The 13,398-nt window shown below is 70.0% G+C and carries 10 protein-coding genes; all 10 read left to right on the top strand.

What is annotated here, in order from left to right:
* Positions 1–32: 32 nt before the first annotated feature.
* Positions 33–1,436, top strand: a complete 1,404-nt coding sequence (locus AB0E69_RS34450; RefSeq protein ID WP_360156038.1) for an amidase — start codon at positions 33–35, stop codon at positions 1,434–1,436.
* Positions 1,427–2,425: a Gfo/Idh/MocA family oxidoreductase gene (locus AB0E69_RS34445; protein WP_360156035.1), complete on the top strand. Its 999-nt coding sequence runs from the start codon at positions 1,427–1,429 to the stop codon at positions 2,423–2,425. Before AB0E69_RS34450 ends, AB0E69_RS34445 begins: the two co-directional genes overlap by 10 nt.
* 8 nt (positions 2,426–2,433) lie before the next feature.
* Positions 2,434–3,831, top strand: a complete 1,398-nt coding sequence (locus AB0E69_RS34440) for a trehalose-6-phosphate synthase (RefSeq protein ID WP_360156214.1) — start codon at positions 2,434–2,436, stop codon at positions 3,829–3,831.
* On the top strand, positions 3,818–5,239 hold the full coding sequence (locus AB0E69_RS34435) for an FGGY family carbohydrate kinase (RefSeq protein ID WP_360156032.1): 1,422 nt from the start codon (positions 3,818–3,820) through the stop codon (positions 5,237–5,239). Before AB0E69_RS34440 ends, AB0E69_RS34435 begins: the two co-directional genes overlap by 14 nt.
* A 50-nt stretch (positions 5,240–5,289) precedes the next feature.
* Positions 5,290–6,858, top strand: a complete 1,569-nt coding sequence (locus AB0E69_RS34430; protein ID WP_360156029.1) for an alpha/beta fold hydrolase — start codon at positions 5,290–5,292, stop codon at positions 6,856–6,858.
* Positions 6,859–6,948: 90 nt separating this feature from the next.
* Positions 6,949–8,205, top strand: a complete 1,257-nt coding sequence (locus tag AB0E69_RS34425; RefSeq protein ID WP_360156026.1) for a histidine kinase — start codon at positions 6,949–6,951, stop codon at positions 8,203–8,205.
* Positions 8,108–8,788, top strand: a complete 681-nt coding sequence (locus AB0E69_RS34420) for a response regulator transcription factor (protein WP_360156023.1) — start codon at positions 8,108–8,110, stop codon at positions 8,786–8,788. The genes AB0E69_RS34425 and AB0E69_RS34420 overlap by 98 nt, the downstream gene beginning before the upstream one ends.
* 113 nt (positions 8,789–8,901) lie before the next feature.
* Positions 8,902–11,121 carry an MMPL family transporter gene (locus AB0E69_RS34415; protein ID WP_360156020.1) on the top strand — a complete coding sequence of 740 codons (2,220 nt, stop codon included), beginning with the start codon at positions 8,902–8,904 and terminating at the stop codon, positions 11,119–11,121.
* A 51-nt stretch (positions 11,122–11,172) separates the two neighbouring features.
* Positions 11,173–11,622, top strand: coding sequence for an aspartate 1-decarboxylase (gene panD / locus AB0E69_RS34410; protein ID WP_360156017.1), 450 nt, complete (start codon positions 11,173–11,175; stop codon positions 11,620–11,622).
* On the top strand, positions 11,619–13,115 hold the full coding sequence (locus AB0E69_RS34405) for an aminopeptidase P family protein (RefSeq protein WP_360156014.1): 1,497 nt from the start codon (positions 11,619–11,621) through the stop codon (positions 13,113–13,115). The genes panD and AB0E69_RS34405 overlap by 4 nt, the downstream gene beginning before the upstream one ends.
* Positions 13,116–13,398 lie beyond the last annotated feature (283 nt).

Genomic DNA, 13,398 nt, shown 5'->3' with positions numbered 1-13,398 from the left:
TGACCTCAACTCTCTCAGATCGGGGTGGTGGGGTGGGGAAGGAATCCAGCTCAGCGGCGCTGGTGGCGGAGCTGCAGGACCGGATCCGGGCCGTGGACCCGCTGGTCAACGCGATCTGCACGCCGAACCCCGCCGCCCTCACCGAAGCGGCCCGCCTCGACACGGAGCGTGACGAAGGTCGCGTTCGTGGCCCGCTGCACGGCGTACCGATCCTGGTGAAGGACAACATCGACACCGCGGACCTGCCCACCACGGCCGGCTCGCTGGCGCTGGCCGACCAGCCGCCGCCCCCGGACGACGCCCCAGTGGTACGGCGGCTGCGCGAGGCCGGCTGCGTGATCCTCGGCAAGACCAACCTGAGCGAGTGGGCCAACTTCCGCGGCTCCGCGTCCTCCTCCGGCTGGAGCGCGTACGGCGGTCTCACCCGCAACCCGTACGCCCTGAACCGGTCCGCCGGCGGCTCGTCCAGCGGCTCGGGCGCGGCGGTCGCCGCCGGACTGGCGGAGTACGCGATCGGCACCGAGACCAACGGCTCGATCGTCTGCCCGGCCGCCCTCAACGGCATCGTCGGCCTGAAGCCGACGGTCGGACTGGTCCCCCAGCAGGGCATCGTTCCGATCTCGCATTCGCAGGACACCGCAGGGCCGATGACGAAGACCGTCCGGCAGACCGCCGCCCTGCTGACCGTCCTGACCGGCGGCGGGACCGACTACACCGAGCACTGCCGCGGCACGGACCTCAGCAACTTGCGGATCGGCGTACCGCGCGGTCCGCTCTGGGGCTACTCCACCGGCCTCGACCAGGTCACCGAGCGCGCTTTGGAGACGCTGAGCCGCTGCGGAGCCACTCTGGTCGACCAGCTGTCCCTGCCGTCACCAGGTGGCGACGAGGACCAGCTCCAGGTGCTGTCGCACGAGCTGAAGGTGGACCTCGCGGCGTACCTCGCCACTCGCGTCCCCGGCGGGCCGCGGACGCTGGACGACCTGATCGAGTTCAACAAGAAGCATGCGGACGTGGAGCTGCAGTGGTTCGGCCAGGAGCTCTTCGAGCAGGCCGCCGCGACCGAGGGCCTGCACGCGCCGGTCTACGTCGCCGCACGGCTCGCCGCGCTCCGAGCGGGCCGGGACGGTATCGACAACCTGCTCCGCGACAACCAGCTCGACGCCCTGGTCAGCCCGTCGTACTCACCGGCCTGGTCGATCGACCTGGTGAACGGCGACCACGTGCTCGGCAGCTCCTCCTCACACGCCGCTCTGGCCGGCTATCCACTGATCTCCGTGCCGTCCGGACTGGTGTCCGGGCTGCCGGTCGGGATCACGCTGAGTGGCACCGCTCGGAGTGACGCCACGCTCATTCGCTTGGCTCACGCCTTCGAAACCGCGAGAATCGCAGCAGACGGACCGTTCCCGACCCCGGAGTTCACCCAGTGGATGTAGCGCGCGTCAGGTGGGGTATCGTTGCTACTGGCAACATCTCGACCCAGTTCACCAGTGACCTGGGGCTCACCACCGGCGCCGTCGCGACGGCGGTCGCGTCCCGGTCCCAGGACAGCGCTGACCGGTTCGCCAAGGAGTTCGGCATCGAGCACGCCTACGACGACTACCGTCGGCTGATCGATTCCGGCCACGTCGACGTGATCTACATCGGGACGCCGCACCCGCAGCACTACGCGATCGCGCGGGCGGCGTTGCAGGCCGGCATCGGCGTACTGGTCGAGAAGCCGGTGGCCCTGACCGGCAAGCAGGCCAGGGACCTGGTCGCGGTGGCCGAGCAGCACAACGCGCTGTTCGCCGAAGCGATGTGGATGCGTACCAACCCGGTCATCCAGGCGTTGTTCAAGGATGTCGCCGACGGTGTGATCGGTGAACCGCAGCAGGTGGTTGCGGACTTCGCGTTCCACAAACCGTTCCTTCCGGCCCGGCTGCTGGATCCGGCGCTCGGCGGCGGTTCGCTGATGGACGGCGGCATCTACCCGATGACGTTCGCCTACATGGCCCTCGGCCGACCCGCCGAGGTCAAGGCGGTCGGCTCGCTGAACGAGGACGGCATCGACCTGAACGTCGCCATGGCCTGGCGCTACGACTCCGGCGCCGTCGCCGCCCTGACCTGCGGACTCAAGTCCCAGAACCCCTGGGTCGCGTCGATCAGCGGCCCGGACGGCAACCTCCAGCTCCCGCACCGCTTCCACCACCCGGACCACTACGTCCGGACGACGGCGGCGGGGACCGAGCGGATCGACGTACCGACGCATGGCCGTGGGTACCACTACGAGGCAACCGCAGTAATGCAGACGCTGCTTGCCGGGCGGATCGAAGTACCGGCGCTGCCGCATGCCGCCACCCTCGAGATTCTGGACCTGCTCGACGCGACCCGCGCCCAACTCGGGGTCCGCTATCCCGGTGACGACGACGACCTGAGTGGATGACGCTGAAGATGCCGAACGGACGCAGTTCCTTCGTAGTGGTGGCCAACCGGCTGCCGGTCGACCGGATCGAGATGCCCGACGGCAGTACGGCGTGGCGCCGTAGCCCGGGCGGCCTCGTCACCGCGCTGGCGCCGGTGATGCAGTCCCACCACGGCGCCTGGATCGGCTGGACCGGCAGCGCCGACGAGAAGCTGGACCCATTCGACGAGGCCGGGATGCACCTGGTCCCGGTGATGCTGACGGCCGAGGACGTCCAGCTGTACTACGAGGGCTTCTCGAACGCGACGCTCTGGCCGCTGTACCACGACGTGATCGTGGCGCCGGAGTTCCACCGCGAGTGGTGGGAGTCGTACGTCGCGGTGAACCGGCGGTTCGCGGAGGCCGCCGCGGAGGCCGCCGACGACAACGCGGACGTCTGGGTGCACGACTACCAGCTCCAGCTGGTCCCGGCGATGCTCCGGCGGCTGCGTCCGGACGTCCGGATCGGGTTCTTCCTGCACATCCCGTTCCCGCCGACCGAGCTGTTCGCGCAGATGCCGTGGCGCCGGCAGATCCTGGACGGGCTGATGGGTGCGGACCTGGTCGGGTTCCAGCGGCCCGGCGCCGCCTCGAACTTCGCCCGCCTGGCCCGCAACCGGATGGGCCTGCGGACCCGCGGCGACCGCATCCACCTGCCGGACGACCGGATCGTGCGGGCCAAGGCGTTCCCGATCTCGATCGACGTCGGCGAGCTGGAGACCCTGGCCCGGCAGCCGGAGACGGCCGCACGCGCCGCCGAGATGCGCCAGGAGGTCGGCAACCCGGCGCACATCCTGCTCGGGGTGGACCGGCTCGACTACACCAAGGGCATCCGGCAGCGGCTGCGCGCCTTCGGTGAGCTCCTGGACGAGAAGCGCGTGTCGGTGGACGACGCCGTGTTCATCCAGGTCGCGACGCCGTCCCGCGAGCGGGTCGAGCAGTACCGCGTGCTCCGCGACGAGATCGAGCTGCTGGTCGGCCGGATCAACGGCGAGCACGGCCGGATCGGCACGCCGGCGATCAACTACCTGCACACGTCGTACTCGCGGACCGAGATGGCCGCGCTGTTCCGGGCCGCGGACGTCGCGGTGGTGACGCCGCTGCGCGACGGCATGAACCTGGTCGCGAAGGAGTACGTCGCCTGCCGGTACGACGACACCGGCGCGCTCGTGCTGAGCGAGTTCGCCGGCGCGGCGGACGAGTTCCGCCAGGCGTTCCTGGTGAACCCGCACGACATCAACGGGATGAAGGACACGATCGTCGACGCGATGAACACCGACGACCGCCAGCTCGGCCGCCGGATGAAGGCGATGCGCAAGCACCTCGCCGCGCACGACGTGAACGTGTGGGCCCAGAGCTTCCTCAGAGCGCTGCATGACGAGGACTGACGACCGCGTCCTGGCCCTCGACCTGGGTACGTCGTCCGCGCGCGCCCTGGTGCTGTCCGCGGCGGACGCCGCGCCGATCGAGGGAGCGCTGGCGCGGCACAAGATCTCCCCGACGTACAGCACCGGCGGGTCCGCGACGCTCGACCTGCACGAGTACGTCGAGGGTCTGCTCGGCTGCCTCGACGAGCTCGAGCAGAACGGTCATCTCGACGGCATCACCGCCGTCGTGCTGTCCTCGCAGTGGCACTCGATCGTTGCCCTGGACAACAAGGGCGCGGCACTCACCCCGGTGGTGACCTGGGCGGACACGCGGTCGGTCGACCTCGAGCTCGGGCCGTCCTTCGACGAACGCGCGTTCCACGCGCGGACCGGGGCCTGGCTGCACCGGCTGTACTGGACCCGCCGGATCCCGTGGCTGATGTCGGAGGTTTCGCCGGCCGGTTTCGCCGGTCTGCCCGACCTTGTGCTCGAGCGGCTGACCGGCGAGCGCGTCACCTCGGTCTCGATCGCCTCCGGCACCGGGACGCTGGATCTCGCCTCGGGTGGGTACGACGCCGAGGCCCTGGACATCGCCGGCGTGAAGGCGGATCGGTTGCCCTCGATCGTGCCGACCGGATGGACCGGGACGCTGTCCCGCGAGTACTCGCGCCGCTGGCCGGGGCTGGTCGGCGTACCTGTGCATCCGCCGACCGGTGACGGCGCGGCGTCGAATGTGGGATCGGGTGGGTTCGACTCGGGCACCGCGGCCGTGACAGTGGGTACGTCGGCCGCGGTCCGCGTGGTGCATCCGATCGCCGACGCACCGGAGTTGCCGTGGGAGCTGTGGCGGTACCGGGTCGACGACCAGCGTGCCGTGACGGGGATGGCGTTCTCGGCGGCAGGCAACCTGCATGCGTGGCTGACCGAAGTACTGCAGCTGGACTCGCCGGAGCCGACGGGCGTGGAGGTCGGATCGGCGAAGGCGATCGCGATCCCGTTCATGGCCGGGACGCGTCCGCCGGCGACCGTACCCAGCGGGTCCGGCGTGTATTTCGGCCTGTCCTTCGACGACTCGGCTGCGGACCTGCTCGCCGCGGCTCTGCAGGGGGCTTCGCTCGAGATCGACCGCGGTCTGCGCTTGCTCGACTCGCTCTTCGGCCGCGACCTGGACGTCGTCCTTGGGGGCGGCGGCATCGACGCCTCCGCCTGGTGGCGCCGCTGCCTCACCGCGACATTCGCTCGCCCCACGACGGTCTGCGCGGAGCCCGAGGTCGGAGCCCGGGGCGCCGCCGCTGTCGCTCTCGGCCTGTCCCCCGCTCCCGGTGGCGAGCACCTGACGCCGGTGGACGAGGACGTCGCACGGCTCGCAGTGCTGCGTCCCCGCTACGAGCGCTTCCGCGACCTGGCAGTCCAAGCCGCCACAGACTGACCCTCCGCCCGGATACGTTGCGTGCCCTACGCGCTACCGAGGGGGTACTTATGCGTTTCCGCCTGGCCGTGGTGACCGCCGCGGCCCTTGCCCTGATCGCGCCGGCCGCTCCGGCCGTCGCCGCGGTGGCCGCTCCGGTCGCCGACCCAACTAGTTCGCTCGCGTTCGGCGCCTGCCCGGCCGACATTGCACAACCCTTCCCAGCCCTGACCTGTGCGACCCTGCAGGTGCCTGTCGACTACACGCAACCAGACGGCGCCACGATCTCGTTGCTGGTCACCAAGCGCGCCGCCAACGACCCGTCCAAGCGGCTGGGGGCGCTGCTGCTCAACCCGGGCGGTCCCGGCGGCGCGGGCTCGCTGTCCGCCGGTGGGCTCACCAAGCCGGACGCGACCGGGTTCACCCGGTTGCAGCCCGCAGTACTCGACGCCTACGACGTGATCGGCTTCGATCCGCGTGGGGTGGCGCACAGCGACGGGATCAGTTGCACGGACCCGTCGTACTTCTCCGCGCCGCAGCCCGATCCGGACGTTCCCGCCAACCGGAGCAAGCTCTGGAAGCTGTGGGGCGGGTACGCGGACGCCTGTGGCGAGAAGGCGGGCGACCTGCTGTCGCACCTGGGCACCGTGGACGTCGCTCGGGACATGGACCGGATCCGGGACGCCCTGGGCGAGCAGAAGCTCAACTACGTCGGTTTCTCCTACGGGACGTACCTCGGCGCGGTCTACGGCAAGCTGTTCCCGCAGCGGGTCGGGCGGATGATCCTCGACGGCAACATCGACCCGACGCCGCGGGACGTCTGGTACCAGGCCGGGCTGGCGCAGTCGGTGGCGATCCAGAAGCGGTTCGACAGCTACCTCGGGTGGGTGGCGAAGTACGACTCGGTCTTTCACCTCGGCAGCACGGTCGACGCGGTGCGCGCCGCCTGGAACTCCACGTTGACGAACTTTCGCACCACCCCGCACGGTGTGGTCGGTGGCCACGAACTGCTCGCCGGCGCTTACGGCGTGATGTTCTCCGAGTCGGGCTGGATCCCGTTCACCAAGGCGCTCAGCACGTACGTCGTCGGTGGCGACGACAGCGCGCTGGTCACGTTCGCGGCGCCGGACACCAGCGCGAAGGGCGAGCAGTTCAACGCGATCTTCAACGCGGTGATCTGCGTCGACTCGCCGTGGCCGAGCAAGGCGCGGTACGAGCGCGACGGTGTGCGGACGGCCAAGGTGTCCCAGTTCGCCTGGTACAACATGTGGACCAGTGGCAGTGCCTGCCGCAACTGGCCGGTGCCGAGCGCCCGGCCGCTCAAGATCACCGGTAAGGACCTGCCCGGCATCTTGATGTTCAACACGATCGGTGACCCGGCCACGCCGTACGCCGGGGCGCTCAAGCTGCACGCGTCCTTGCCGACCTCGGTGCTGGTCACCGAACTGGACTCCGGGAAGCACTGCGTCTTCGCCAACTCGCGGGCGATGGTGAACGTCGCCGCGAACGACATCGGCACGCGCTACCTGGTCACCGGCGAACTGCCGGCTCAGGACACGTCCGTACCGGGTCACGCGCTACCGGTGCCGACAGCAGCGGCCAAGGTCTCGTTCACACGGCCATCGCTGCTGGAGCACTGACAGCCACCTCCCCTGTACTGCGACTGCGGTACAGGGGAGGTACGGCCGCTGTGGGACGCCGCGGTTCGGCGGGAGACGTACTGTGAGTGCATGGGTGCGCTCGCGCGGTGGTGGCGTGACGTGGGGCTGCCGCCCGCGGTGGTGGACGTCTTGCTCGCCCTCACGCTGGTGGTGGGCAACGGGGTCGTGCTAGGCCAGCGCCACCACGGGCAGACGTCGTTGACGGTGTCCGGTGCGGCGCTGGTCATTGCCGGCGGGGTGTTCATGCTCCTGCGGCGACGACTGCCGGTGGTGGCGTTGGCGCTGACCACGGTGGTCGGCGTGACATACACGGTCACGCAGCAGGCCAAGAGCCCGATCGGGCTGTTCATGGCGTGTTCGGCGTACGTGCTGGTGCAGCGGACGGAACGGCGTACCCGTGCGATCGCGCTGGTGTCGGTGGTGACGGTGACTGTGGTCGCGGCGGCGGTCTACACCGGCGGAGAGCTGCTGGCGAACCTGGTGAACGGGCTGCTGGTGCTGTTCGGCGCATGCGTCGGCGAGGCGGCGCAGTACCGGCGCGCTTTCCTGCTGCAGCTGGAGGAGCGGGCGCTGCGCGCCGAACAGTCGCGGGAGGAGGAGGCGCAGCGACGGGTGATCGAGGAGCGGCTGCGGATCGCCCACGAGCTGCACGACGTGATCGCACACCACATAGCGCTGATGAACGTGCAGTCGGGGGTGGCTGCGCACGTACTGCGTTCCCAGCCCGACGAGGCCGAGCGCGCGCTGGCGCTGGTGCGCTCTGGCGGACGCACGGTGCTGCAGGAGCTCACTGTGCTGCTGGGCGTACTGCGACGGTCCGGGTCGCTGCCTACCGCTCCTGCGCCGTCGCTGGGCGAGCTGGACCTGCTGATCAAGTCCTTCACCGCTGCGGGCGTCGAGGTCGAGCTGCAGCTGCCGTCGGTCGGTCCGCTGCCTGACGTCATCGAACTGACCGCGTATCGCATCGTGCAGGAGTCGCTGACCAACGTGCTGAAGCACGCTCCGGGTGGGCGGGCCTGTGTGAGCCTCACTCGGGGCCCCGCCGCTCTCGAGGTCACGATCACCAACACTGCCGGCGTTGGTGGGGCGGCTCCGGTGGGGAGTGGGCACGGGCTGGTGGGGATGCGCGAGCGGGTCACGGCGGTCGGTGGGACCTTGGTGACGGGTCCGGAGGCGGACGGCGGGTTCGGCGTACGGGCTGTTCTGCCGCTCGAGACGGGAGTCTTGGATGACGATCAGGGTGTTGCTGGCGGACGATCAGACGCTGATCCGCAGCGGATTCCGGGTCTTGATCGGCTCCGCGCCGGACCTGCAGGTCGTTGCTGAAGCGTCGAACGGTGGCGAGGCGGTCGAGCTGGCCCGCTCGGAGCGGGCCGATGTGGTGCTGATGGACATCCGGATGCCGGTCGTGGACGGGCTCGCGGCGACCCGGCTGATCACCGCGGACGAGGCGCTGGCCGGGGTGAAGGTCTTGATCCTGACGACCTTCGAGGTCGACGAGTATGTGTTCGAGGCGATCCGGTCCGGGGCCAGTGGGTTCCTGGGGAAGAGCGTCGAGCCGGCCGAGCTGATCGAAGCGATCCGGGTAGTGGCTCGCGGCGACGCACTCCTGTCCCCGAAGGCGGTCCGGGGTCTGATCAACCGGTTCCTGGCCGAGCCTCGGTCGGGGTATCCGGTCGGCCCGTCGGTGCTCGACGTACTCACCGAGCGCGAGCGCGAGATCGTCGCCCTGGTCGCGCACGGGCTGTCCAACGACGAGATCGCCGTACGCCTCGTCCTCTCGCCGTCGACTGCGAAGACGCATGTCAACCGCGCGATGGTGAAGCTCAACTGCCGCGACCGGGCCCAGCTGGTCGTCCTCGCGTATCAGACCGGCCTCGTGCGCCCCGGCGTACCGCAAGCGCAGTAGTGGTACGCCGGACGCGGTAGCGCGGGACGGCTCCGCTCGGGCCGGCGCAGTACGCCGGGAAGCCTGCGTGCGGCTGACGCGGGCGACGGGCTCGGGTCGGAAGCATCGGCGGTATGGCTACGTATCTCTACCGGCTGGGTCGGTTCGCGTTCCGGAGGCGGCGGTTGGTCGTACTGATCTGGCTCGGGTTGCTGGGTGCTGGTGTGGTGGGAGCTGTGACGCTGTCGGGTCCGACGGCGAACGGGTTCTCCATCCCTGGCACCGAGTCGCAGCGGGCGGCCGACCTGCTCAACGAGCGGTTCCCACAGGCCGGCGCGGACGCGGCGACCGCGCGGATCGTCTTCCAGGCGCCGCTGGGCTCTAGGCTGGACCGTCCTGAAGTGCAGCAGACGCTCGACCGGATCGCGCATGCACCTCAGGTCGCTCGGGTGCTCGATCCCTTTGCCGCGAAGGCGATCTCGGCCGACGGACGGACCGGGTACGCGCAGGTCACGTACGACGTACCCGCCGCAGACGTCACCCAGGCGGCCAAGGACGCGGTCGACGCCGCGGTCGCGCCGGCGCGTGCGGCCGGGCTCACGGTCGAGTACGGCGGCGACGCTTTGCAACCCCAGGACGGACAACAGCTCACCGAGGTGATCGGTATCGGGGTCGCCGCCGTGGTCCTGCTGATCACCTTCGGCTCCCTCGTCGCCGCCGGCCTACCGTTGCTCTCGGCAATCATCGGCGTGGGTATCGGCACCACCGCGATCTCCACCCTCAGCGGCTTCACCGACATCGGCTCCGGCACGCCCATCCTCGCCCTGATGATCGGCCTGGCCGTCTCGGTCGACTACGCCCTCTTCATCATGTCCCGCTACCGCCACGAACTAGCCACCGACCCGGCGAGCAGTCGAGCCGGGTTCGAGCCGGAGGAGGCCGCCGGGCGAGCAGTCGGCACCGCCGGCTCCGCCGTCGTGTTCGCCGGGCTCACGGTGGTGATCGCCCTGGCCGGCCTCTCCGTGGCCGGCATCCCCTTCCTCACCCAGATGGGCCTCGCAGCAGCCTTCACAGTTGTCATCGCCGTAGCCATCGCCCTCACCCTCCTCCCAGCCCTCCTCGGCTTCGCCGGCCACCGAGTCCTCCGCGGCCGCATCCCCGGCCTCCGCACCCCCGACCCCGAAGACGCACGCGAGGGCAGTGCCGGCGCGCGGGTGGCGGTGGGGCGGCGGTGGGGTCGGCTTGTGTCGCGGCGGCCGCTTGCTGTCCTGGTCGTGGCTGTGGTTGGGCTCGGGGTGCTGGCGGTTCCTGCGGCCTCGATCGAGCTTGGGTTGCCGGATGACAGTACGGCGGCGCCGGGCTCTACCCAGCGGAAGGCGTACGAGCTGCTGGCGGCGGGTTTTGGCGCCGGTTTCAACGGCCCTCTGATGGTCGTGGTCGATGCGGGTGGGGCGCCCGATCCGAAGGCCGCCGCGGCTGCGACCGCAGCGGCTGCGGGCAGGCTGCCTGATGTGGTGATGGTGTCGCCGGCTCGGTTCAACCCGGCTGGGAACACGGCGCTGCTGACCGTGATCCCGGCGAGCGGTCCGTCCACGCAGCAGACCCGCCACCTCGTCAAGGCGATCCGCGCGCTGCCTGACCCGCGCGGCACCGAGGCGTCGGTGACCGGCGCGACCGCGGTCAACATCGACATCTCGGACAAGCTCGGTGCCGCGCTGGCGCCATACCTCGGGTTGATCGTCGGGCTGGCGTACCTGCTGCTGATGCTGGTGTTCCGCTCCGTGCTGGTGCCGTTGAAGGCGACGCTGGGCTTCCTGCTGACCGTGGTGGCGACGTTCGGCACGCTGGTCGCGGTCTTCCAGTGGGGCTGGCTCGCCGGCCTGTTCGGCGTCGCGGGGCAGACCGGGCCGGTGATCAGCATGCTGCCGATCTTCCTGATCGGCGTCGTGTTCGGGCTCGCGATGGACTACCAGATCTTCCTGGTCACCCGGATGCGCGAGGAACACGTCCACGGCGCCGCACCACGGGTCGCGGTCGTCGACGGGTTCGCGCACAGTGCCCGCGTGGTGACCGCGGCGGCGGTGATCATGACGGCGGTCTTCTCCGGGTTCATCTTGTCCGGGCAGGCGCTGATCCGGGAGATGGGCTTCGGTCTCGCGCTCGCGGTCGTCATCGACGCGTTCGTCGTACGGATGACCGTCGTACCGGCGGTGATGACCTTGCTCGGGCGGCGCGCCTGGTACCTGCCGGGCTGGCTGGACCGGCTGCTCCCGAACATCGACGTCGAGGGCGACTCGCTCCGCCGCCGGGCGGCAGCCGCGGACCCGCAGGAACCGGAACTCGTATCCCGCTGACGTGATGGCGGCCACTGACAGCCGGACCTCCCGGCTGTCACATTGGCCGCCATGTGGCGCGAGCTGATGAAGTCGAAGGTGCACCGGGCGACCGTGACCCAGGCCGATCTGGACTATGTCGGATCGTGCACGCTGGACGCGGACCTGATGGACGCCGCGGACCTGCTGCCGGGCGAGAAGGTCGACATCGTCGACATCACCAACGGCAACCGGCTGTCGACGTACCTGATCGAGGGGCCGCGCGGATCGGGCGTGGTCGGGATCAACGGGGCCGCCGCGCACCTGATCCACCCGGGTGACCTGGTCATCCTGATCGCGTACGGGATGTTCGACAGCGCCGAGGCCAAGGTCTTCGAACCGAGCGTAGTCTTCGTGGACGGGCACAATGCGATCACTCGCATCGGCACCGACCCCGCGGAGGCACTGCCCGGCACGCTCCGCGGTGACCAACTGCACACCGGTGTCCGGGACACCCACGTCGAGACGAGGACTGGTCGATGACCGACACGACCGAGACCACCGCATCCGCTGATCTGACCGCAGGCGCTGACGGCCACGTGACCGCTGAGAGCACCGGTGCGGCGCCGAAGACCGCGTCGCACGACAGCGAGCCGAGCGCGAAGCTGCGGGCGTTCATGAACTCCGGGTGGGCCGACACCGAGCGGCAGGACCTGACCCTCGCGGACGTCGGGGTCTGGGCGGCCAAGCGGCGGGACGCGCTCTCGCAGGCGTTCCCGGGTGAGCGCCTGCTGATCCCGGCCGGTACCTACAAGGTCCGGTCGAACGACACCGACTACGTCTTCCGCCCACACACCGACTACGTCTGGCTGACCGGCAACCAGACCTCCGACGCCGTCCTCGTGCTCGAGCCGAACGGCACCACCGGCCACGACGCTGTCCTGTACTTCCGTCCGCGCTCCGACCGCAGCCAGGGCGAGGAGTTCTGGCGCGACCGCGCGTACGGCGAGCTGTGGGCCGGCCGGCGTCCGTCGCTGAACGAGACCGCCAAGGAGTTCGGCCTCGAGACCCGGCACGTCGACCAGCTGGCCGACGCGTTGAAGGGCGACGTACCGACCCGGGTGCGGCGGGACGAGGAAGAGTCGATCGCGCACCTGCTGACCGGCCTGAAGATCGACGACCAGAAGAGCAACGAGCTCGGGACGGTCCTGTCCGAGCTGAGGCTGGTGAAGGACCCGTTCGAGCTCGAGCAGCTGCGGAACGCGGTCGACATCACCCACCGCGGGTTCTCCGACGTCCTCGCCGAGATGGACCAGGTCCGGCGGTACGGCGAACGCTGGATCGAAGGCACGTTCTGGCGCCGGGCCCGGGCCGAGGGGAACGACGTCGGGTACTCCTCGATCGCCGCGGCCGGACCGCACGCCACCACGCTGCACTGGATCGAGAACGACGGCCCGGTGGTCGACGGCACGATGATGCTGCTCGACATGGGCGTCGAGAACCGGCACCTGTACACGGCCGACATCACCCGCACGCTGCCGGTGAGCGGCGAGTTCACCCCGCGGCAGCGCGACCTGTACCAGCTGGTGCTCGACGCACAGAACGCCGGCATCGACGCGCTCCGCCCGGGCGTCCCGTTCCGCGCCGGGCACAACGCGGCGATCGAGGTGATCGTGCACGGCCTTGCCGCGATGGAACTCCTCCCGATGTCGGTCGACGAGGCGCTCGACCCGGCTACCAACCTCCACCAGCGCTACACCCTCCACGGCGTCAGCCACATGCTCGGCCTCGACGTCCACGACTGCGCCGCCGCCCGCTCCGAGCTCTACCGCCAGGGCCCCCTCGAAACCGGCTACGTCCTCACCGTCGAACCCGGCCTCTACTTCCAGCCCGACGACCTCACCGTCCCCGAAGACCTCCGAGGCATCGGCATCCGCATCGAAGACGACATCCTCATCACCGAATCCGGACCCGAAAACCTCTCCGCCGCCCTCCCCCGAACCCCCGATTCCCTACAAACCTGGATGGCTGCCTAACCACGCCCCAAGCACACCCTCGGATACGACGCCCCGGGCGCGAACGGGCGGATGTGTGCCGGGTACGGCGCCAGACGGCCGCTGGCGCGTACGGCGAGAGCCGGCTACGACGACTCCGGGTACGACGAGTCCGGCGTACCACGGTTTAATGAGGTGCGCCGGGCACGACACCAGACGGCCGCTGGCACGTACAGCGGGAGCGGGTACGACGACTCTGAGTACGACGAGTCCGGGATACCACGGCTTGATGAGGTGCGCCGGACACGACACCAGACGGCCGCTG

This window comes from Kribbella sp. NPDC026611 (genome assembly GCF_040638345.1).
In the GTDB taxonomy this organism is placed as follows: domain Bacteria; phylum Actinomycetota; class Actinomycetes; order Propionibacteriales; family Kribbellaceae; genus Kribbella.
This window is presented reverse-complemented; position numbering and strand designations above follow the sequence as displayed.